Raw genomic sequence first — 20,347 nt, forward strand, 5'->3', positions numbered from 1 at the left:
CTATTGAACGAGCATCGGCACCTTGATGCCGGCCGAACTTCCGGTACCCGGCAAGCCGTGCGTCGCGCAGGGCGTCGTGCCGGATGCCGTCGTGCCGAGGTATTCGAGGTGCGCCGTCACCCCGCCGGCGCCCGGGCTGAACGGCAGCGGATCGAGCATCAGCACGCAGTCCCACTGCGTGACGTGAAGCTTGCTGCTGCTGCCCGACAACGTCGAGCAGTCGCCTTCCGGTGCGAGCGCGAGCCGGCGGTCGCCGCCGAACGTCTGGTAATTGCTCGCCGTCGCCGTCCCGTTGGTCGAGATGCCGCTGCCGGTGGGCGGTGCGCCGTCGCCCTGGTAGGACTTGAAGCTGGCGCGGTCGAGCACGAACTGCGTGTATGCGTCGCCGACGATGCCCGCGGTTCCCGGCGGCCCGTAGTTGGGGCCGACGTACGCGTAGCCGGTGAAGTCCGGCTGGCCGCTCGAGCCGTTGGCGCCGTTCGTGTAGATCCCGAAGCGGGTGTTCCAGGCACGCAGCGACGCGGACTTCAGGCCCGTCGACCCGAGGTCGGGCGGCGACGTGATGTTGCAGCTATTGCCGGACAGTTCGCTGGCGATGGTCGTCTCGTTCGTCGAACCGTCGAGCGCCGCCCAGCCGAAGTTGCCGGGCCCGTAAGTCGACGACGAGCCGGACGGCGACGAGATCCAGTCGCCGACCTTGTAGGGCGCGGCGGCAGCCGCACGGCACACGAACACCGGAATCGCGCAGGCCGTCTGCCCGGCGCCGACCGTCGCGATCGCGCTCGCCGCGACCTGGGCCGCGTTCGCGACCCGCACGCCGGGAATCGTGTTGAGCACCTCGATGAACCAGTGCGCGATATTGCTCAACTGCGCGGTGCACTTCACGTACTTGATGTTCGCCGGCGTCGTAACCGCCGTCTTGGTCAGGAACGGATTGGTCAGCGAATCGCTGAACGTGACGTTCGAATCCGTCTGCATCTGTACCGCGTTCTGCTGAAAGAACGCGAAATTCGAGTGGCCGGCTGCGATGCCGTCCGCTTCCGAGACCTGCAGGCTGATGGCCGATGTAAGGTCGCGCGCAGCGGACAGCGCGCATGCGTCGGCGCTGTTCTGCAGTTCGCTGCGCGTGACGTACAGCTTGCCGAGGTCCAGCGCGAGACCGACGAACCCGATCATCACCGCCAGTGCGAGACCGACGATGATCGCGACGGCGCCTTGCTGGCGATGCATACCGCGACGCGTGAGTTTCGGATGACGAGCTGCGCTGGACATGGCGTTCTCCCTGAGCTTGCCTGTGTGTTACTGCGCCGACTTGCCGATCCCGATTACGAAGGCATTGGCTTTCGGCTCGGGCTGCTTGAACGACTTGTCGTAGTTGTCGAGTGCGGACGCGGCGGCGCTGCCGTTGACCCCCGGGTTCGATGCCGCGTGTTCGGCGGCATGCGGATCGATGATCTGGGCTTGCGTGACGGCGCGGACCGAATCGCCGAAGCGGGTGTCCCACACCGGCGTCGACGACATGCAGCCGGCGAGCGCGAACGCGAGCGGGATGGCGAGCGCCGCGCGGCGCACGAATACGAGGTAGGCGGATTTCATGAGCTTCCCCTTGAATGGCTTCAACGATCGGTGGACTGGGGTTCCGTGCCCGCCCGCGCGATCTGCGCGTGCGCGGCGGCCGGCAAGCCGTGCTTCGAACGCGGCGCGGGTTTTGCCGGCGCGGCGGAGCCGGCGGCCGCGAGACGCGCGGCAGCCGCTTCGATGCGCGCGATCCGCGCCGCGGTAGCCGCGGTGGCCGCTTCGGCCTGCGGCTGCGACTGCTGTTGCGGCTGCGACTGCGGTTGCTCTTGCGGCTGCGCGGCCGGCGCCGGTTCGGCGCTCACCGTCCCAGCCGCGTCGGCAGCCGCGGCCTTCTGCGGCTCCGCCGGCACCGGCGCCGGTGCATCGGCGGGCTGCGGCGCACGCGGTGCGGGCAGTGCGGCGGCCGGTGCGGCCGGCTCAGCCGATTGCGGCGCCGGAGCAGGTGCGGGAGCCGGCGTCTGCGGTGCATCCATCGCGCCGCTCGCCGGTTGTGCGCCCGCCCGGCGGACACCCTTGCGGCCTTCCATGTTGCCGGTCGCATACACGTCGGCCTCGTTCGGCTTCGAGAAGCTGTCGGTCGGCAGCGGCACGTCGGCGGTCTGCAGCGGCCTCACCAGGTGCGGCGTGATCACGAAGATCAGCTCGGTGCGATCCTGCTGGAACGACGTGCTGCGGAACAACGCGCCGAGCACCGGTACTTCACCGACACCCGGGATCGCCTTCAGCGCACCGGTCCCGTTGTCCTTGATCAGCCCGCCGATCGCGAACGACTCGCCGTCGCCCATCTGGACCGTCGTCGACGCGCGCCGCGTCGTGATCAGCGGCAGGATCGACGTGCCGCCGATGTTGGACGCGCTCAGCGTCACGCCCGTCTGCGACAGTTCGGACACTTCCGGTGCGACCTTCAGGCTGATCCGGCCGTTCCCGAGCACCGTCGGCGTGAACTTCAGCGCGACGCCGAATTCCTCCTCCTGCAGCGTGATCGACGACGTGCCATTGCCGCTGCTTTGCGGCACCGGGATGAAGATCCTGCCGCCGGCGAGGAACGTCGCCTCCTGGCCGCTGATCGTCACGAGATTCGGCTCCGCGAGGATCTTGACGAGGTTGTCGGTATTCTGCACATCGGCCGCGATGCTGAACGGCCTGTTGTTCGCCTTGTTGAACACCGCGCCGCTTGCGACGCCCGCGAGCAGGTTGCTGACGAGCGCGCCGCTCCACGAGCCGAAGCCGCCCTGGATGTTGAACGCGCTGCCCATCTGGTTGATCAGCGTCTTCGACACTTCGGCGACCTTCACCTCGAGCATCACCTGCTGCGGCGACGTGACGGCCAGCATGTTCAGCACGCCGGCGCCCTTGCCGCCGCCGTCGCCGGCGCTGTCGCTGTACGCACGGGCGATCTGCACCGCCTGCTGCGCGGCCTGCGAGTTCGATACGTTGCCTGCCAGCACGATCGTGCCGGCGGCGGTCGATACGTGAATGTCGTGTTCGTTCGGCATCAGCTGCATCAGCGACGCCTGCAGGCCGCCGGCGTCCGCGCCGACCGCCACGTCGATCACGCGGCACGCACCGCTGCGCCCCTGCACGATCATGTTGGTCGTGCCGACCGACAGCCCGAGGATGTACAGCGTCTGCGGCGACACCATCGTCGCCTGCGCGACGGCCGGGTTGCCGATGGTCCGGTTGCGGACCGGCTCCGGCATCGGCACCAGCAGCGACTTGCCGAGCGGCACGCTGACGCTGGTCGACTCGCGTACCGCGCCCACGCAGTTCGGCCCGCGCAGCGGCCCCGGCGCCGCGGCGGGCGCGGCGGCCGGAGTCGGCGTCATGCTGATCGTCATCTGCATCGGCCCCTTGGCGGCCGCCGCCGGCGCGGCTGCACCGCCCTTCATCAGCGCGGCCGATTCGGCGGCTTCCTGGGCCAGTGCGCTGTATACGGTCAGCGTTCCGGCACAGAGGATCGCGGCCATCATCGCGCCCCGTGCGATACGCGTGCGCACCGGGCCGGTACCTGAATGTTGCGGATTGATCTTCATTTCGTCTGATCCCCCGAGTGACCGGCGAGGCGCCGGTTGTCGACTTTCAAGGCCGCCGTGCCCTGACGGCGGCCGATCTGGTTAATGTGGTTATCTGGATGTGTTCTACGAATTCAGAAACATTCGACGCTGCCGTGTACCCCGGTCAGCACGCCGACGCAATCGCGGCGTGCTCCCGGTGCCGCATGGGATGCGACACGCACGCGCACGGTCTTCACCGGCGCGGGTGCGGGCGCTTCGGGTACCGGTGCCTTGCCGAGCAGCGTGAGCTTGGTCGCGCCGTCGGTGGTCAGCGTCTTCTGGTCGACCTGGTTGCGCAGCACGAGCGACAGCGTGCCGACGCTACGCGCGAGGTCGAGGCGCTCGGCCTGGTCGGGCGTGACTTCGAGCGTCACCGCGTTGACGACCTTCGGTGCGGTGTCGTCGCGGCTGACCTGCTGCGCGACGGCCAGCACGAGGATGTGCTCGAGCACGATCTTGGAGATGCTCTGCCCGTCGGTCTTGCCTTGCTGTTCCTGCGTGTTGACGATCACGTCGACGTAGTTGCCCGGCAGCGCGAAGCCCGCGACGCCGACCACGTCGTTCACCCGCACGGTAATCGCGCGGCTGCCGTCGGCGATCACCGCGGACAGCCCGCCCTTCGTGCCGACCGGCGCGAGCTTCGACTCGATCACCGGCTCGCCGCGGGCGAGGCTCGTGCGCACGACGCGCCCTTCGAGTTCCTTCGTGTCGGTGAACGCGCCGGTCGGCACGCTGCCCGACGGCCAGCTCACCATGTGGATCTGGTTCGGCCCGAGCGGCTCGCCCAGGTTCAGGTCGGTGGTCGCCACCGCGACCGACGTGATCGAGCTGCTGGAGGTATTCATCAACCAGCGGGACGCGAACACGACCGCGGCAAGCCCCGCGACCATCGCGACGATCAGCATCATGAGCGCTCGACTGTTTTTCATGGCAATGCTCCTCAACGAATCGTGAAAGAAACGGCTCAACCGGTTACGTGCGTGCGACCGCCGTGGTCGGCAGGCGGCAGATACACGCCGTCGCGCTCGGGCGCCGTGCCGAAATAGCTGGCCCATGCGTCGTGCAGCGCGTCGTGCGTCACTTCGAGCGGATCGCCGCGATACCGCGCGCCGGCGGCGACGAGGCGCAGCAGATCCATCGGGAAGCATGCGAGATAGGCCTTGCCGGTCGGCAGGTGCAGCCGGTGCAGCAGATAGTCGAATGCGTCCTGCGTCGATACCAGGCCGAGCGACGCACATGCGGCGTCGAACACCGCGCGATAGTGGTCGATCGACAACGCGCCGACGTGAAGCTTGGAACCGAGCCGGCGCAGGAATGCATCGTCGGCGAACTGCTCCGGCGCCAGGTTGCTCGAGAACACCGGCCAGACGTCGAACGGCAGCACGAAGCGGTTGCCGGACTCGAGCGTCAGGAAATCGACGCCGCGATCGAGCGGGCGCAGCCAGCGGTTGAGCAGGTCGCGCGGCTCGACACGCTGGCGGCCGAGATCGTCGACGATGTACATGCCCATGTTCGCCTTCATGTGCGGCGGCGCCTGGTAGAAGCCCGCCGCGTCATCGCGGCGCAGGTCGAGCTCGTCGAGCGTCAGCTCGCCGCCGGACATCACGACCGGCCGCTCGCACAGGCGCCAGCGGCGATCGACCGATTGGCCGTCCGCTTGCGCTGCCGCATCGACATGCACGAGCGGGTCGTAGATCTGGATCACTTCGCCGGCGGCGCAAATGGCGTACGGCACCGGCACGTGGCCGCCCATCAGCGCGCCGAGCCGCTCCGCGAGGAACGTCTTGCCGCTGCCGGCCGGGCCGTAGATCAGAAGCGGACGGCCGGAGTTCAGCGCGGCGGCCGCCGAATCGAGGATCGCCGTATCCATGACGACGCCGTCGAAGACGGCCCACACGTCGTTCTGGGCCACGCGCAGCTTGCGCACCGAATGGGTGGACACGCAGTCGAGATACGCGTCGAGCGTCACCGGCGCAGGGCCGCTGTAGCTGCTGCGCGCGCGCTCTTCGAGCGCGGCCAGGCGGCCTGCCTCGGTCAGGCGGAACGTCACGTCGAGGTCCGTCTTGCCGCGATGGGTCAGTTCGACCAGATGCTCGCGCACCAGGAACGCGAAGATGTCGTCGAGCACGGCGAGCGGGAGACAGTGACGCTCGATCAGGTCGCCGTAGGACGGGCGGCCGAGCACCAGCGTCGACTTCAGCACGAGCCCTGCGATGAACGCCTGGCTCAGTCCGGTTTCCTCGAGCGAGCGCGGCGCCGCCGGCAGTTGCGCGCCCGGCTTCGCGTGCGCCTCCCGCATGGGCGACGGAAGCGGCAGGTGTGCAACCTGCGCGTCGCGTCTCGGTTCGGTGGGGTTCGTGTTCATGTTCGGTCCATCCTCGTTGCAGGTTCGGCGCGCTACGCGCACGATACGAACAGCATGCCCAGCGTGCCGGCGGCAATCGCCACGCCATACGGCAACGCACCGACCGACGCGAACTCCACGGGGCCGTCGGTTGCCCCTGCACGCGCCCCGGACGCGCGACGCGCGATCAGCGCCACGACGTTCGCCCACATCTGGCGCACGCGTCCGCGCAGCAGCGCGAAACCGATCGCGCCGATCCCGCCGGCCAGAAAGGCGGCCAGCACGATGTAGAACGTCATCTGGGCGCCGACCCACGCGCCGATCGCGAGCATCAGCTTCACGTCGCCTGCGGCCATCCCGCGCAGCAGATAGAACGGCAGCAGCAGGCCGAAGCCGGTCGCGGCGCCGGCAAGCCATGCGAGCGCACCCGCCTGGACGCCGTGCAGCGCGCACTGGGCAACCAGCGCACCGGCCAGCCCGATCACGACGAGCCGGTTCGGGATGCGTCGGCTCGTGATGTCCGTGCTGGCCGCGACGACGACGAGCAGCGTCACGCACAACGGGACCGGGTAAGGCAGCGCAGCAGGCAACATGGCGAACCTCGACGGGATGTAATGATCAGGATCACTGACCCAGTGCGGTATTGACCGCATCGGTCACGATCGACGCGATCGCGTTGTACATGTCTTCAAGCGAACCCTTCAGTACGACCACGCTTCCCAGCACGATGGTGGCGAATACTGCCGCGATCAGCGCATATTCGATCGACGTCACCCCCTGCTCGTCGGCGATCCATCGCGATACCGCTACCGCACATCCCCTGGTCCGCATGACGACCTCCGATTCGGTTGATCAAGAGAGCGGGGGAGACTCGAGCAGTGCACCGGCCGAGTCATCCGCCGTTCGGTTCATTCGACATCCGTTGGTTGGGTGTCCGGCCCTGATCGAGCGACGGGATGACGACGAACGGGCCGGACTCACCGTTCGCCGCCCCGCCATTCAGATGGCCGCGTTGAGGTCGTCTGCGATCGTGTTGAACACGGTCTTGAGATCGTTTCCGACCAGCGTCAATGCTGCAACGAGGCCGACTGCGATCAGCGCGGCGATCAGGCCGTATTCGATGGCCGTCACACCTTGCTCGTCTTGGACGAAACCGCGGACTTTCTGGATGAACGTGGACATGGCTAATCTCCTTTCGCACTACTATTGAAATCCCGTTGTCGGGTATCGACGCGGGGAGCTGGCACTACCGGCACAACGGCACAACAAATGGATTCGGATGCGGCGCTCAGCGACGGACACGGCAGGGTACGAGCCTGGCCGGGCGAACGATTGTCGGTGGGCTGATGCGTGCGATATCCATGCGCGCTGCGATCTGGCGAATGGCGCGATCGAGCAGAGCGAGAACGGCGCAACGACCGCCCCGTGCATGGATACGGATTGAACGGATGACGCAAGCGCGTCGATGCTGCTGCGGATATGCTTCGCGGCATGCGAGCCGCGACGTGCTCTGGTCTTTCATTTTTATTCCCCAAATGCTGTCATGTGATTCTTGTTGCGCGGACGATGCCGTCGCCTATTCGCTCGGTCGACGTTTCCGGCGGTTTTCACGGCCTGAGCGGCGTATTCCCCGACGCGCCCTCGATCCGTTGCTTTCCGCAGGTGATTGAGTCCGGTCTTGTCAGCCTGTTGCTTCAACCGGTCGTTCATCACGTCGTCGACTTTCGTGCGGACCTTGACGCAAAGAGCAGGCCAGCCAGAAGGAAATCCAGACGCAGCAAGGGTTCCGGCGATCCCCCCGTCAGTCGTGTTTCGGCGCGCTGCACAAAATGTTTCAGATTTGATATACGCATGCAGGCCGGCCCGGGATGCCGGCGGGGCGCCGCCGTGCTGTGCAAGGGCACCCAAAAATTTTCTCGGGATTTTCCCGAATCCATGCAGGCCGTCGCCGGACACGAATTCCGCACACCGCCGGACCGGCGAAAAACCCGGAATGTTTCAAGCGAGAAACATCATTTGCGCCACTACGGTTTTCTCAGACGTGAAAACCCGGTTTTCCGCGCTGTCGCTGCCGAATCGATATCTCGCGATTCAGCCCGCGGTTTGCGTCACGCGATTTTTTCTCCAACAATGCATTCACCGGACAGCGCCATCGAACGCGATTCGATCCGGATACACAGCAACACAAAAAGGCTGCGGCAGAGAAGCAGCCTTCACCGCAAACGGGGCATCATGTACACAGCCAATCGTGGAGTGCGCTATCGCGCCAAACGCTGTGCTCAATGGCTGACAGCCGACCGGATCATTCCGTACAGCTGCATCATGCTGATGCTGTGTGTTGGATTCCTGATCACCTGGGGCTTCGTGACGGATGCCTTCACGTCACAGACCACCGCACGGCCGGGTGTCGACTTCTCCGTCTTCTGGACCGCGTCGCAGCTCGTGCTGCAAGGCCATGCCGCCGCGATCTACGATCCGGTCCTCTTCTCCCATGCCGAGGTCGCGCAATTCGGTGCCTACATTGGCCACCAGTCGCTGCCATGGCTTTATCCGCCGACGATGCTGCTGTTCATCGCGCCGGTCGCCCTCGTGCCTTTCCTGCCCGCGTATTTCCTCTTTTTTGCGGGCAGTCTTTTATGCTATGCGTACGCAGTCCTGCGACTGTCGGGTCTGCGTGCGCACCTGCCCGCTCCGCGCGCCGCCGCGCTCGTCGTGCTCGCCTACTCGGGCGTGTTCGCGTCCGTCCTGTACGGGCAGAACAGCATCCTGACCGCCGGCATCGCCGCATTCGCGCTGCATTTCCTCGGCCGACGCCCGATCGTCGCCGGCGTGCTGATCGGGCTGCTCGCCATCAAGCCGCAGCTTGCGGTGGTGTTTCCGTTCGTGCTGGTCGCGACCCGCTCGTGGCGCACCTTCGCGTCGGCAGCGATCACCACGGTGCTGTTCACCCTGGCCGGCATTGCGCTGACCGGCACCAGTTCCCTGCACGGCCTGGCTCAGGCAATGTCGATCGTGCGCGGCATGCATTTCACCCTTCCTGCCTACTGGTTCGTTTCGCCCACGACGTTCGCGGCGCTGCGGCTTGCGGGCGCATCGATTCCGGTCTCGCTCGCCGCCCAGGCCGCCGTCGGGCTGCTCGCAATCGCCGCCGCCGTCCAGGTGTGGCGTCGCACGGCCGACATTCGGCTGCGCGGCGCGGCGCTGGTGATCGCCACGCTGTTGACGACCCCCTATCTTTGGCATTACGAACTCGCGTGGCTCGGCATCGCGTTCATCTGCGTGATCGCCCACGGGCTCGACGAAGGCTGGCTGCCGGGCGACCAGATCGTGATCGTGCTCGCGTGGCTGCTGCCCATATTCGAGATATTCAACCGGATCACGAAGCTGCCGCAGATCGGCCCGGTCGTGCTGCTCGCCGTCCTGTTCGTCGTCGTGCGGCGCTCGACGCTTGCATCGGGGAATGCGTGATGAGATCGCCGCGCTCCCTTCTGCACGGCGATTCGGTGCTCGACGCACACCCGGAACTGCCGATCGCCGGCCCGCGCCGGTTCCCGCACTGGCTCAATCGCGATCGGGTACGCCTCTATGCGGCAGCGGTACTGCTGACCGAGTTGCTGTTCCTCTGCGTGTACCTCGCACGCGTGCACGGGTCGCATACGTCCGTGCCCGGGCCGCTCGCGCAGGATCTCGCGCCGATCTGGAGCGCTGCACGGCTCGCCGCGCACGGCCACGCGATCGACGCGTGGCATTTCCCGTCGCTCTTCGCGATCGAGAAACTCGCGATTCCGACGATGAATGCCGCGGACGGCTCGCTGCCGTGGCTCTACCCGCCCACCATGCTGCTGTTCGTGCTACCGCTCGGCTGGCTGCCGTACATGTTCGCGCTCGTGCTGTGGATCGGCGTCACCTACGTGCTGTTCGCGGTGACGATCCGCGCGACCGTGCAGCGCGATGCGGCGCTGCTCTGCGCGCTCGCCTTCCCCGGCGCGTTTCTCACGGTGATCGTCGGGCAGACGAGCCTCCTGAGCGCGACGCTCGCCGGTTGCGGGCTGCTGATGCTGAATCGTCGTCCCGTCATCGCCGGCATCTGCTTCGGATTGCTGACGATGAAGCCGCAAATGGCGATCCTGTTCCCGCTCGCGCTGCTGTGCGCCGCTCAATGGCGCGCGCTGGCAGCGTGGGGGGCAACGATCGCCGGCGGCTTCGTGCTGTCTACGCTCGCGTTCGGCCTCGGCGCGTGGTTCGCATTCGCACACGGAATTCACGACGCGGCGCAGCTCGTCGGCGCCGGCCACGCACGGCTCGCGCGCATGCCGACCGTCTTCGCGCTCGCCACCCTCGCCGGCTGGCCCGCCTACGTCGCGCGCGGCCTGCAGCTGCTGTCGGCCGCGGCCGCCGCGATCGCCGTGCTGTACGCATGGCGCGGCGCGTGTTCGTACGCGCTGCGTGCCGCGACGCTCGCCTGCGCGTGCCTGATCGTCAGCCCCTATCTGTACGACTACGACCTGACCTGGTACGGGCTCGTGATCGCATGGTACGCACGCTATGCGTGGACGCACGGCTGGCGGCGCTTCGATCGCGAATGGCTGCTGCTGATGTGGGTGATGCCGCTCGCCGGCCTCGTGCTGGTGCCGCATCTGTCGTTCCAGTTCATGCCGCTGGTCACGCTGGCTTCGCTGGCACTGCTCGTCAGCCGGATTGCACAAGAAAGGCACGACGTGCCGTCGATGCCCGACGCACGCGACAACTCGACCGAGACCGGCTTCCCGCATCCGGTCCGCTCACACCACCGCCCGGCGCACGGACTGCGCCGCAGCGGCCGCCCGACCTTCGGCGTCGGCCGCTGACACGTCATCACAGGGGACCCATCATGCGCGAACCGCTCTACACACCGCTCGTCTCGCTGGTCGTACCGTTCTACAACGAAGGCGAAGCCGTCGAACGCTTCTTCGACGTCGTAATCCCGCTGATGGCCAGCCTCGACGCGATCCGCTTCGAGATCGTCTGCGTGAACGACGGCAGCCGCGACGACACGCTCGAGCGCCTGATCCGGGTCAGTATGGGCGACCGCCGCGTGCGCGTGATCGATCTCACGCGCAACTTCGGCAAGGAAGCGGCGCTGACCGCCGGCCTCGACGAAGCGGCCGGCGACGCGGTGATCCCGCTCGACGCCGACCTGCAGGATCCGCCGAGCCTGATTCCGGTGATGCTCGAGCACTGGCGCGACGGCGCGGAAGTCGTCGCCGCGAAGCGCAGCAACCGCGCGTGCGATTCGTTCGCGAAGCGCACCGCCGCCGCGATCTACTATCGCGTGCACAACGTGCTGTCGGACGTGAAGCTGCCGGAGAACGTCGGCGACTTCCGGCTGATGGACCGCAAGGTCGTGAACGCGCTGCGCAGCCTGCCCGAGCGCCATCGCTTCATGAAGGGGCTGTTCGCATGGGTCGGCTACCGGACCGTGATCGTCGAGTACCAGCGCGACGCGCGCAGCGCCGGGCATTCGAAGTTCTCCGGATGGAAGCTGTGGAATTTCGCGATCGAAGGGATCACGAGCTTCAGCACCGTGCCGCTGCGCAGCTGGACCTATATCGGCGTCGGCATCGCCGCGCTCGCGTTCCTGTACGGCGCGTTCATCGTGGGGCGCACGCTGCTGTTCGGCAATCCGGTGCACGGCTACGCGTCGCTGCTGTCGGTCGTGCTGTTCATCGGCGGCATCGAGCTCATCGGCATCGGCGTGGTCGGCGAATATATCGGACGCATCTACGACGAATCGAAGCAGCGTCCCGTCTATCTGATCCGCCGCCGCTACCAGACGCAAGGCAAGGTGGTCGAGCTGCCGGTCGCGCGCGATACGCGCCGCGCGGCCGCACGCCGCCGCGTCCAGCCGGCCCGCATGCGGGTCGGCGCCCGCTGAGTCGGTGCAGCCGGCGATGTTCGCACTGCTCTACGCCGAGCGCGTGCGGCTGGCGCGCTTCGGCCTGTCCGGGCTCTGCTCGACCGCGCTGCACGTGCTGATCGCGTCCGCGCTGTACGCGCTGTTCGATGCGACGCAAGTGATCGCGAACGCCGTCGCGTTCGTCGGCGCGACGGCGTTCTCGTATCTCGCGAATACGCTGTGGAGCTTCTCGTCGACGGTGCACTCGCGCAACCTGGTGCGCTATCTGACCGTTGCGCTGGCCGGCTTCGCCGAAACGATGGCGCTCGCGCGCGCCGCCGAACTGCTCGACGTACCGCGCGGTTGGGCCATCGTCGCGATCGCGCTGCTGATCCCGCCGACGATGTTCGTGCTGCACCGGGTGTGGACGTATCGGTGAATCCTTGGCACGCCGGCATCGCGACATGCGATTCCGGCGATGGCATACAAGCAATCGATACAAGGTCCGCTGGCGCGGCTGGCGGCATGCCGTCGTGGCATCGCCGAGCCATTCCACGCATCGCGACGAACGCATCCGCATCGGATTGCGTCGTCGGGGAGCAGGCCCGGTTCATCGCGAAGCCGGTCGCCGAATGCACATGGACGATGTCGAGCATCGCGTTCGGGACGGCCCGCGGTAGGGTCGAAGCATTCATCGATCCGTCACGGAACCATCGCCCCGAGACGCGCGATGCCTGCTAGCATGGCGCGTGGCCTGTCCGAATCGCGAGGCTGCCGGCAACATGTCGCGCGGCGCGGGTCGCGCCGTCGCCTCCGTGCCGGTCATGCCGCGGCACGTCGACGCGGACGCTTTCCCGCGGCACGCATCGTGCGCCGCCATCATTCGCCTTCCACCCGACGGCCGGCTTCGCCGCATGCTGTCGCGCGCGCCGCCGGCACGAGATCCGTCCATGCCCAGGAAAAAATCCAGCCTCTGGCTACGGCCTTTCGACCTGTTGACCGCCGCGACGCGCGCGCGGCCCAAAAGGAAGACCGCCAAGCCGGCGCCATCGGCGAAGCGCCCCGCCACCGCACGAACCACGCGTCCCGCCCGCGCACAGGCGCCCGCCGCCCGCACATCGCCGCGCCAGGCACCCGGCACGTGGCTGCGCTCGTTTCATTCCGCGCGCCCCGCCGCCGGCCAGCTCGTCAACCATCTTGCGTACGCGCTGTACCTGCCCGCCGCACCGGCGACGACCGACGGCCTGCCCGTCGTCGTCATGCTGCACGGCTGCAAGCAGACCGCCGAGTCGTTCGCCGCTGGCACCCGTATTTGCCGTGTCGCCGAGCGCGCCGGATTTGCCGTGCTGTTTCCCGAACAGGCGAAGACCGCCCACGCCCATCGCTGCTGGAACTGGCATGGCGATGCGTCGCAGTCGGAGGCCCCGGCGATCGCATCGCTCGTCGACGCGATCGTGCGGGAGCGCGGGTTCGATCGCGACCGTGTCTATCTGGCCGGCATCTCGGCCGGCGCCGGGCTGGCCGCGCGTCTGGCGCTCGACTTTCCCGATCGCTTCGCGGCCGTCGGCCTGCACTCCGGGCCGGCCATCGCGCCGCCGTTGTCGACGATGGCCGCGATGAGCCTGATGCGCCGCGGTCTGCGCGACGATCCGATACGGGTCGTCGATGCCTGCGTCGACGGGCGCGCTTATCCGGGCATGCCGGCACTCGTCGTGCACGGCGGACTCGATACGGTCGTCGCCGAGCAGAATGCGCTGCAGCTGGGAGTCGCGTTCGCGCGGATCAATCGGCTCGTCGACGCACAGGGTGAACTGCGCGTCGGCGAGCAACATACGTACGCGCACGACGATGCGGATTACACCGACTATCTGCGCGGCGGCACGCTGATCGTGCGGGTCTGCATCGTGCGCCGCCTGGCGCACGCGTGGAGCGGCGGCGATCCGCGCGAAGCATTCCACTCCGCGACCGGGCCGGACGCGACCGCGATGTTCTGGAATTTCTTTCGAAGGCGGCGGCGCAAGCGGTAGCGGAGCGACGCGTCACCTGTCATTCACACGCGTTGCCCGACTGCCGCCGCCGCGCCCGCGTGGCCCTGCGCGCGCCGGATCGGCAGTCGAACGCGGAACGTCGTGCCGCGCCCCGGCTCGCTCGTCACGTCGATTGTGCCGCGATGACGCTCGACGATCCCGTGCGACACCGACAACCCGAGCCCCGTTCCCTGCCCGACCGGCTTCGTCGTGAAGAACGGATCGAAGATCCGCCGGACGATATCGGGCGTCATGCCGGTTCCGGTATCGCTGATCGCGATCGACACCTGCTCGCCGTCGCTTGACGTGCGGATCGTGATCACGCCGCGCGTCGGCATCGCGTGTGCCGCGTTGACGAGCAGGTTCATGAACACCTGGTTCAGCTGCGACGGAAGACATTCGACCTGCGGCAGGTCGCCGTACTCGCGCACGATGTCGGCCTTGTACTTGAGTTCGTTGTGGACGACGTTGAGCGTGCTCTCGAGGCCCGCGTGGATATCGGCCACGCTCCACTCGCCGCTGCCCGGCCGCGAGAAATCGCGCAAGTCCTGCACGATCCGGCGCACGCGCACCGCGCCGTCGATCGATTCGTCGATCAGCGTCACGATCTCGTCGCGCACGTAGTCGAGATCGGCCGCGCCGCGCAGCGCCGTCAGCGCGTCGCGCGCCGCGGGTTCGAGCTGCGGCAGCGCGGCTTCGTGCGCGGCGATCACGTCCAGCAGACTGCGCACCCACGTCCTCAGCGTATTGAGGTTCGCGCTGATGAAGCCGATCGGATTGTTGATTTCGTGCGCGACGCCGGCCGCGAGCTGGCCGATCGATGCGAGTTTTTCCGATTGAAGCAACTGCACGTGGGTTTCCTCGAGCGCGCGCAGCAGGCGCCGCTGTTCGTCCTTCTCCTGTTCGAGCCGACTCTGCGCCGCGCGGCGCTCGTCGATCTCGCTCGCCATGTTCTCGCGCGTGCGTTGCAGCATCGCCGTCGTCTGCTCGTAGCGCCGCAACGCCGTTTCGAGTTCGGCGGTACGCAATCGCACCAGCCGTTCGAGCGTGTCCGTCATGCCGCGCAGAAAGGTTGTGCGCGCATCGAAGCGGCAGACGAGCAGCGTGACGATCAGCGTCGCAGTCGTGAACAGCGCGATGGTCGTCGCGAGCCACGGCCCGTCGATGCCGTTCGCGGCGCCGCAGCGCGCGTCCGGCGCGAAATGCGCGGCCGCCATCGCCGTGTAGTGCATGCCCGTGATCGCGATGCCCATGATCAGCGCGGCGCCGATGCGTTGCGCGGTCGCATGGCGCGCCTGTTGCGCGCGCAACGTCTGCGCCATCCAGAGCGCGGCGGTCGATGCGATCACGGCCACGCCGATCGATGCCGCGAACAGCGCGGGTTCGTAGCGAATGCCCGGCGCCATGCGCATCGCGGCCATGCCCGTGTAATGCATCCCGACGATCCCGGCGCCCATCAGCGCGCCGCCCGCGAGCAGGTGCCGGCGGCTCAGCCGCGCACGCGTGACGACGTTCAGCGCGAAATACGACACGAGCACCGCGATCGCGAGCGACGCGCCGGTATCCGGCAGCGCATAACCGAGCGGAATCGGCAGCGACAGCGCCAGCATCCCGACGAAGTGCATCGACCAGATCCCGGTGCCCATTGCCGCCGCGCCGCCGGCCAGCCATGCGCGCTTGAGCCGCGGGTCGTCGAGCAGCGAGATGAACGCCGCCAGGTCGAGCGCCGTATAGGAGGCCAGCGTCGCGATGACGAGCGACAGCAGGACCAGCAGCAGATTATAGGTGCCATGCATGATCGGCGTCCCGGTCGAAATGAACGCGGTGCTGCGGCGCGCGGTCGCGCGCCCGCCGCGGCGGTGCGGCCCCGCGCAGCGTCACGCGGGCGGCGCGGCGGCGCTCGCCTGCGTCGACGCGGCCGCGCCGGTCTGCACGAGAATGTCGAACGACGTGCCCTCGCGTGCTTCGAAGCGCCGCACGAGCTCGATCTGGTGCGCCGACATCACGCTGCCCTTCGTCATCAGCAGCACGCCGCGATGCGTGCGCAGATCGTCGGCGAGCTGCATCCCTTCGCGCAGTTGTTCGGACCGGATCTCCGCGACGGACGCGGCGATGCGCAGGCTCGCCGGATCCCGCACCAGCTCGATGAAGCGCGCGACGAGCAGCGGGTCGTAACGCACGCCGGCCTGCGAATGCAGCACGTCGATCGCCTGTTCGACCGAATGCGGCGAGCCGATCTCGCCGTTTCGCAACCCCTCGAAATCGCGCGCGATCGCGACGATCCGCGAGCCGAGCGGGATCGCGTCGCCCGCCAGCCCGTCGGGCGTGCCGCGGCCGTTGAAGCGCTCGTACTGGTGCAGCACGATCGATGCGACCTTGTGCAACTGCGCGACCGGCGTGAGCACCATCTGCGCGCGCAGCGGATGCTGCTGGAACAGGCTGTGTTCGTCGGTCGTCATCTTGACGAGCGGCTTGTGCAGCAGTTCGTCGGGCAGCGACAGCTTGCCGATGCCGTGCAGCAGTCCCGCGTAATACACGTCCTGCGCGTGCAGGCTGCTCATCCCGGCCGACAGCGCGAGACGGCGCGCGATCTCGCCCACGCGCATCGCATGGCCGCTCGCGGTCCCGCAGCGCATTTCGATCATGCTCGCGCACACCTGGACCATCGCGGTGAAACTGCTTTTCAGGTCGTGCTGTGCGGCTTCGAGAAACAGCACCGTTTGGCCGAGTTCCTCGGTGCGCGCGCGCACCTGCGTTTCGAGTTCCGTATTGAAGCGGCGCAGCACTTCGTTCTGCGCTTCGGTCAGTGCTGCCAGTCGCGCTGCTTCGCCGCGCAGGCGCCGCTGCTCGAGCGCCTGCTCGAGAGTCATCAGCAGGTCGTGATCGTCCCACGGCTTGTTCAGGTAGCGATACACGCCGCCTTCGTTGACGGCCGCCACGATCGATGCGATGTCGGAATAACCGGTCAGCAGGATGCGCATCGTGTCCGGATACAGCGCGCGGGCGCGGGCGAGAAACGCCGCGCCGCTCATGGTCGGCATGCGCATGTCGGACACGATCAGGTCGACTTCGGTCGACGCAAGGATCTCGAGCGCGGCTTCGCCGCTTTCGGCGGTCAGGACCTCGTAGTGCGCGGGCCGCAGCACGCGCCGCAGCGCGGACAGCACGCTCGGCTCGTCATCGACCAGCAGGATCGACGGGGCGGCGGCGGGGGTGTCGGATGCGGCGTCGGCGATCGATTCGGGTGGTGTAACGTTCGTTCCGTTTGTCGCGGATGTCGTCATGGCAGGCCTCGGATTGTTTATCTTCACCACCTCTGTGACATCGGCGCGTGCCGCGTATTCCGTATTGGGGAAAACGCTGATTCGTATGAACCGAAGCGGAATGCGACGCACGACCGGCAGCGCGCGAGCCGGTCATCCGGAACGCGTGATGCCGACTTCCGGTATCGTTGCGGGACGCGTCGATCGCGGCGCCCCGTCGCATCGCGATCCGTTCGCCTCATTCACCCCACAGGAGCATTCATGATTCTGGAAATGGCATCGCTCGAAATCGATCCGTCGCAGGCCGAGCCATTCGAGGCGGCGGTTCGCCAGGCCCTCCCGCTGTTCGCCCGCGCGCGCGGTTGCGGCGGCGCCGAGCTGCATCGCGTGATCGAGCGCAGCGGCGGCTACCTGCTCGTCGTCAAGTGGGACAGCGTCGACGATCACATGGTGCATTTCCGGCAATCGGACGACTTCCAGGCGTGGCGTCAGCTGGCGGGCCCGTTCTTCAAGAGCCCGCCGCAGGTCGTGCATACGGAAGTTGCGGTGAAGTAAGCGCGGTGAAGCAACCGCCGCAACGAGCCAACCGATCCATCGCGGATGACGCTGCGTTGGCGCCCTGACCGTCCGCCGCGCCAGCGCACCCGCCTTCCCAACGAGCCCTTTCATGACCGTCGACCCTTCCGTCCTCTCCGCGTTCACGCCGACCGGCAAGCTGCGCGCGTCGATCAATCTCGGCAACCCGATCCTCGCGAACCGCGACCCGGCGACGGGCGAGCCGTTCGGCGTGTCGATCGACCTCGCGCGCGCGTTCGCCAAGCGGCTGTCGGCCGAGCTCGAACTCGTCGTGTTCGATACGGCCGCCAAGTCGGTGCAGGCGCTGACCGAGGAGCGCGCCGATTTCGGCTTCTTCGCGGTCGATCCGCTGCGTGGCGAAACGGTCGCGTTCACCGAGCCCTATGTGCTGATCGAAGGCTTCTATCTCGTGCGCGACGCTTCGCCGATCCGCGGCAACGCAGACGTCGACCAGCCGCACAACCGCGTGGCGGTCGGCAAGGGCAGCGCGTACGACCTGTTCCTCACGCGTGAGCTGAAGGCCGCGCAGATCGTGCGTGCGCCGACGTCGCAGGCCGTCGTGCCGACCTTCGTCGAGCAGCAGCTCGAAGTCGCGGCCGGCGTGAAGCAGCAGCTCGAGGCCGATGCGGCGAAGACGCCGGGCCTGCGCCTGCTCGGCGAGCGTTTCATGGTGATCCGCCAGGCGATGGGCGTGCCGAGGAGCCGCGGCGAAGCGGCCGCGACGGTGCTCGGCGAATTCGTCGAGGCGATGAAGGCGACGGGCTTCGTCGCGGAGTCACTGCGGCGGCATGGCATCGTCGGGGCGTCGGTCGCACCGCTGGCCTGATTCGCACACCCGTCAAGTGTTTCCGACGACGCCGTCGTGCCAGGTCGGCGCGGGCCGTCGACAACCCGGCGCCACCTGGCGCTCGACACTTCGCTCGCGTGGCTGAACGTCGTCATCGGCGGGATTCGGCGCGGCACGGTGTTTTGCGAACGACTGCCGGTGCGCACGTTCATGATGCGGCGCGATGTCCCGCTGCTGTTGCGCCGGCAGGCGATCGAGGTGCTGCCGTCGCGGGGTGCGCGGGCGACGCGGACGCCGCGGCGCCCGGCCCGGCAGGCGACTGCGGCGCGGAAGCGGAAGCAGGCGCCGGATTCCGCGGCGACGAGGCGGGTTGGCTCGTGCGGGCACTCCCTGCCGAGCCTGACGCCGCTGATCCATAAGCTGCTGGTCCTGAGCCCGCTGATCCCGACGCCGCCGACCCCGAACCTGCTGACCCCGAACCCACTGCCCCTGAACCCGCCGCTCCCGAACCCGCTGCCCCCGAACCCACCGCTCCCGAACCCGCCGCTCCCGAACCCACCGCTCCCGAACCCGCTGCCCCCGAACCCGCCCCGCCCGAACCCGCCGGACCAACAGCCGGCGGCGCACGCAGCCCACCGTCCAGCGCGGTCCTACGAGCGGCCATGTCGGCCTGTTCGGCACTACGCTGGGCGGCGCGATCGGCGGACAGGCGCGCCGCTTCTGAATCCGGATTGATCGTGTTGACGCGGATGCGTTCGACGTCGCCCACACCCGCCAGCCGGTTCAACGGCACGTAATCCGTACGAAACACCAGTTCGACGCCGCTGCTCAGGTTGAGGTCGGCGTGCGAGCTTTCGGTCGTCTGGGTCCGGTCGGTCGACACGTAGCCGATCGTGCTCTGCACATTGGCCTCCGCACCCCAGGGCCCGAAGCGCGCGCCCCCGCTCACGCCCACCGTGTTGCGCGTGTCGAACTGCGAGCCGCGGTCGTTGGCGGCGACGCTGCTCGCGTCGATATGGAAATTCATCGCGGCGTTGAGCCGCCCACTCTCGATGACGATGCGCTGCAAACCCATCTGCACCATCGTCGCGAGCAACTGCTGGCGGTTGCGGGCCAGCACCTGCTGGGCGAGCGGCACCAGGCGCTCGGGATCGGCGGCCGTCACCGCGTCGCCCGGCCCCAATCCCAGCGCGGTGCGCAGCGCCGCTTCCGCCGGCGGGGTCGCGCCCGCGCGCAACGCCAGCCGGGTCGACGCGTCGCGCTCGGCCTGCAGTTCCTGCTGGCGCTGGCGGCGCTCGTCCGGCGGCAGGCCCGCCAGTTCGTCGGCGTCGTCGGCGGCCTCGTCGTCGCCGGTGACCTCGTAGGCGGTGGGGAAATGCTCGGCCAGCCACTGCCGCGCGCCGGCGATGCCGACGTTGCTGTCCGCGAAGCCTTCGGTGGTCTGCGCGACATTGCGGATCAGGTCGACGAACGCGGTCAGCTGCTGCTGGTTCGAATCGTTCATCGCCTTGAAGACGCCCGTGATCAGCTCGGTCACGAAGCGCGGGAACGACACCGCGTTGAGCACGGCCCGGGTGGTGCCGGCCATCCGGTCGATGGCGGTGCCCGAATACGCCGAGCCCGCGTCCTGCGCGACGGCCAGTGCGGTGCCGGGACGCGCCGCGAGCTCGTCATGATCGACCGCGAGCGAGCCGATCCGTGCCAGTCCGGACGCGAGATCGCGGCGCATGGCCGGATCGAGTGCGCCAAAGCCCTGCTGCGCGGACAGCAGTTCGCGGACACGGTGGCGAACGTCGGGCCGCGGCACCGCCGAACGCGCAAGATGGGCGGTTGCCGTCATCTC

At 67.9% G+C, this 20,347-nt stretch carries 19 protein-coding genes; 8 read left to right on the top strand and 11 right to left on the bottom strand.

The window, feature by feature from the left end:
* The 8 genes from DIE16_RS27970 to DIE16_RS28005 all read right to left on the bottom strand — a co-directional run bounded on the left by DIE16_RS27970 (window position 1) and on the right by DIE16_RS28005 (window position 7,158).
* On the bottom strand, window positions 1–1,272 hold the full coding sequence (locus DIE16_RS27970; protein WP_124893831.1) for a pilus assembly protein TadG-related protein: 1,272 nt from the start codon (window positions 1,270–1,272) through the stop codon (window positions 1–3).
* 27 nt (window positions 1,273–1,299) lie between these two features.
* A complete protein-coding gene (locus DIE16_RS27975; RefSeq protein WP_124646144.1) occupies window positions 1,300–1,596 on the bottom strand; it encodes a hypothetical protein in 297 nt (98 codons plus the stop codon).
* 20 nt (window positions 1,597–1,616) lie between these two features.
* Window positions 1,617–3,611, bottom strand: a complete 1,995-nt coding sequence (locus DIE16_RS27980) for a type II and III secretion system protein family protein (RefSeq protein ID WP_124487330.1) — start codon at window positions 3,609–3,611, stop codon at window positions 1,617–1,619.
* 113 nt (window positions 3,612–3,724) lie between these two features.
* Window positions 3,725–4,561 carry a Flp pilus assembly protein CpaB gene (cpaB, locus tag DIE16_RS27985; RefSeq protein WP_044844306.1) on the bottom strand — a complete coding sequence of 279 codons (837 nt, stop codon included), beginning with the start codon at window positions 4,559–4,561 and terminating at the stop codon, window positions 3,725–3,727.
* Window positions 4,562–4,596: 35 nt separating this feature from the next.
* A complete protein-coding gene (locus DIE16_RS27990) occupies window positions 4,597–5,997 on the bottom strand; it encodes an ATP-binding protein (RefSeq protein ID WP_124487331.1) in 1,401 nt (466 codons plus the stop codon).
* A 32-nt stretch (window positions 5,998–6,029) separates the two neighbouring features.
* Window positions 6,030–6,569 (bottom strand): prepilin peptidase, encoded by a 540-nt coding sequence (locus tag DIE16_RS27995; protein WP_124893832.1) that lies wholly within the window; start codon window positions 6,567–6,569, stop codon window positions 6,030–6,032.
* A 31-nt stretch (window positions 6,570–6,600) separates the two neighbouring features.
* Window positions 6,601–6,807, bottom strand: coding sequence for a Flp family type IVb pilin (locus tag DIE16_RS28000; RefSeq protein WP_124893833.1), 207 nt, complete (start codon window positions 6,805–6,807; stop codon window positions 6,601–6,603).
* Window positions 6,808–6,975: 168 nt separating this feature from the next.
* The gene (locus DIE16_RS28005) at window positions 6,976–7,158 is read right to left on the bottom strand and encodes a Flp family type IVb pilin (protein WP_011880534.1); all 183 of its coding nucleotides are present in this window, start codon (window positions 7,156–7,158) and stop codon (window positions 6,976–6,978) included.
* A 1,050-nt stretch (window positions 7,159–8,208) separates the two neighbouring features.
* Here DIE16_RS28005 and DIE16_RS28010 point away from each other — a divergent pair.
* The 5 genes from DIE16_RS28010 (at window position 8,209) to DIE16_RS28030 (ending at window position 13,878) form a co-directional block, all read left to right on the top strand.
* Window positions 8,209–9,444, top strand: coding sequence for a glycosyltransferase family 87 protein (locus DIE16_RS28010; RefSeq protein ID WP_124522767.1), 1,236 nt, complete (start codon window positions 8,209–8,211; stop codon window positions 9,442–9,444).
* Window positions 9,444–10,823 carry a glycosyltransferase family 87 protein gene (locus tag DIE16_RS28015; protein ID WP_124893834.1) on the top strand — a complete coding sequence of 460 codons (1,380 nt, stop codon included), beginning with the start codon at window positions 9,444–9,446 and terminating at the stop codon, window positions 10,821–10,823. The genes DIE16_RS28010 and DIE16_RS28015 overlap by 1 nt, the downstream gene beginning before the upstream one ends.
* A gap of 23 nt (window positions 10,824–10,846) precedes the next feature.
* Entirely contained in the window at window positions 10,847–11,890 is a 1,044-nt protein-coding gene (locus tag DIE16_RS28020; RefSeq protein WP_124487334.1) for a glycosyltransferase family 2 protein, read from the top strand.
* Between the two features lie 16 nt (window positions 11,891–11,906).
* Window positions 11,907–12,290 (top strand): GtrA family protein, encoded by a 384-nt coding sequence (locus tag DIE16_RS28025; RefSeq protein WP_124519900.1) that lies wholly within the window; start codon window positions 11,907–11,909, stop codon window positions 12,288–12,290.
* Window positions 12,291–12,801: 511 nt separating this feature from the next.
* On the top strand, window positions 12,802–13,878 hold the full coding sequence (locus DIE16_RS28030; protein WP_124893855.1) for an alpha/beta fold hydrolase: 1,077 nt from the start codon (window positions 12,802–12,804) through the stop codon (window positions 13,876–13,878).
* 23 nt (window positions 13,879–13,901) lie between these two features.
* Here the strand turns inward: DIE16_RS28030 and DIE16_RS28035 are convergent, their stop codons facing one another.
* Together DIE16_RS28035 and DIE16_RS28040 are read right to left on the bottom strand one after the other, a co-directional pair.
* A complete protein-coding gene (locus DIE16_RS28035) occupies window positions 13,902–15,674 on the bottom strand; it encodes a histidine kinase (protein WP_124893835.1) in 1,773 nt (590 codons plus the stop codon).
* 81 nt (window positions 15,675–15,755) lie between these two features.
* Window positions 15,756–17,162, bottom strand: a complete 1,407-nt coding sequence (locus DIE16_RS28040) for an HD domain-containing phosphohydrolase (protein WP_124893836.1) — start codon at window positions 17,160–17,162, stop codon at window positions 15,756–15,758.
* On the opposite strand from DIE16_RS28040, the gene DIE16_RS28045 reads away from it, so the two are divergent.
* The 3 genes from DIE16_RS28045 (at window position 17,161) to DIE16_RS28055 (ending at window position 18,543) form a co-directional block, all read left to right on the top strand.
* Complete coding sequence (locus DIE16_RS28045) at window positions 17,161–17,406, top strand: hypothetical protein (protein WP_124487338.1); 246 nt, start codon at window positions 17,161–17,163, stop codon at window positions 17,404–17,406. The two genes, DIE16_RS28040 and DIE16_RS28045, sit on opposite strands and share 2 nt — an antisense overlap.
* Window positions 17,403–17,696: an antibiotic biosynthesis monooxygenase gene (locus DIE16_RS28050; protein WP_044844322.1), complete on the top strand. Its 294-nt coding sequence runs from the start codon at window positions 17,403–17,405 to the stop codon at window positions 17,694–17,696. The genes DIE16_RS28045 and DIE16_RS28050 overlap by 4 nt, the downstream gene beginning before the upstream one ends.
* A gap of 112 nt (window positions 17,697–17,808) precedes the next feature.
* Entirely contained in the window at window positions 17,809–18,543 is a 735-nt protein-coding gene (locus DIE16_RS28055) for an ABC transporter substrate-binding protein (RefSeq protein WP_124893837.1), read from the top strand.
* Window positions 18,544–18,712: 169 nt separating this feature from the next.
* Here the strand turns inward: DIE16_RS28055 and DIE16_RS36765 are convergent, their stop codons facing one another.
* Complete coding sequence (locus DIE16_RS36765; RefSeq protein WP_185735525.1) at window positions 18,713–20,344, bottom strand: hypothetical protein; 1,632 nt, start codon at window positions 20,342–20,344, stop codon at window positions 18,713–18,715.
* Window positions 20,345–20,347 lie beyond the last annotated feature (3 nt).

It is taken from the genome of Burkholderia sp. Bp9090, from assembly GCF_003857985.1.
Lineage (GTDB): Bacteria > Pseudomonadota > Gammaproteobacteria > Burkholderiales > Burkholderiaceae > Burkholderia.

Excerpts from the sequence above, each read along its gene's own strand:
- DIE16_RS28035 (WP_124893835.1), bottom strand. The coding sequence starts at position 15,674 with ATGCATGGCACCTATAATCTGCTGCTGGTCCTGCTGTCGCTCGTCATC.
- cpaB (WP_044844306.1), bottom strand. The coding sequence starts at position 4,561 with ATGAAAAACAGTCGAGCGCTCATGATGCTGATCGTCGCGATGGTCGCG.
- DIE16_RS28020 (WP_124487334.1), top strand. The coding sequence starts at position 10,847 with ATGCGCGAACCGCTCTACACACCGCTCGTCTCGCTGGTCGTACCGTTC.
- DIE16_RS28005 (WP_011880534.1), bottom strand. The coding sequence starts at position 7,158 with ATGTCCACGTTCATCCAGAAAGTCCGCGGTTTCGTCCAAGACGAGCAA.
- DIE16_RS27975 (WP_124646144.1), bottom strand. The coding sequence starts at position 1,596 with ATGAAATCCGCCTACCTCGTATTCGTGCGCCGCGCGGCGCTCGCCATC.
- DIE16_RS28030 (WP_124893855.1), top strand. The coding sequence starts at position 12,802 with ATGCCCAGGAAAAAATCCAGCCTCTGGCTACGGCCTTTCGACCTGTTG.
- DIE16_RS28045 (WP_124487338.1), top strand. The coding sequence starts at position 17,161 with ATGGCAGGCCTCGGATTGTTTATCTTCACCACCTCTGTGACATCGGCG.
- DIE16_RS28050 (WP_044844322.1), top strand. The coding sequence starts at position 17,403 with ATGATTCTGGAAATGGCATCGCTCGAAATCGATCCGTCGCAGGCCGAG.
- DIE16_RS28055 (WP_124893837.1), top strand. The coding sequence starts at position 17,809 with ATGACCGTCGACCCTTCCGTCCTCTCCGCGTTCACGCCGACCGGCAAG.
- DIE16_RS28000 (WP_124893833.1), bottom strand. The coding sequence starts at position 6,807 with ATGCGGACCAGGGGATGTGCGGTAGCGGTATCGCGATGGATCGCCGAC.
- DIE16_RS28015 (WP_124893834.1), top strand. The coding sequence starts at position 9,444 with ATGAGATCGCCGCGCTCCCTTCTGCACGGCGATTCGGTGCTCGACGCA.
- DIE16_RS28025 (WP_124519900.1), top strand. The coding sequence starts at position 11,907 with ATGTTCGCACTGCTCTACGCCGAGCGCGTGCGGCTGGCGCGCTTCGGC.
- DIE16_RS27970 (WP_124893831.1), bottom strand. The coding sequence starts at position 1,272 with ATGTCCAGCGCAGCTCGTCATCCGAAACTCACGCGTCGCGGTATGCAT.
- DIE16_RS27980 (WP_124487330.1), bottom strand. The coding sequence starts at position 3,611 with ATGAAGATCAATCCGCAACATTCAGGTACCGGCCCGGTGCGCACGCGT.
- DIE16_RS28010 (WP_124522767.1), top strand. The coding sequence starts at position 8,209 with ATGTACACAGCCAATCGTGGAGTGCGCTATCGCGCCAAACGCTGTGCT.
- DIE16_RS28040 (WP_124893836.1), bottom strand. The coding sequence starts at position 17,162 with ATGACGACATCCGCGACAAACGGAACGAACGTTACACCACCCGAATCG.
- DIE16_RS36765 (WP_185735525.1), bottom strand. The coding sequence starts at position 20,344 with ATGACGGCAACCGCCCATCTTGCGCGTTCGGCGGTGCCGCGGCCCGAC.
- DIE16_RS27995 (WP_124893832.1), bottom strand. The coding sequence starts at position 6,569 with ATGTTGCCTGCTGCGCTGCCTTACCCGGTCCCGTTGTGCGTGACGCTG.
- DIE16_RS27990 (WP_124487331.1), bottom strand. The coding sequence starts at position 5,997 with ATGAACACGAACCCCACCGAACCGAGACGCGACGCGCAGGTTGCACAC.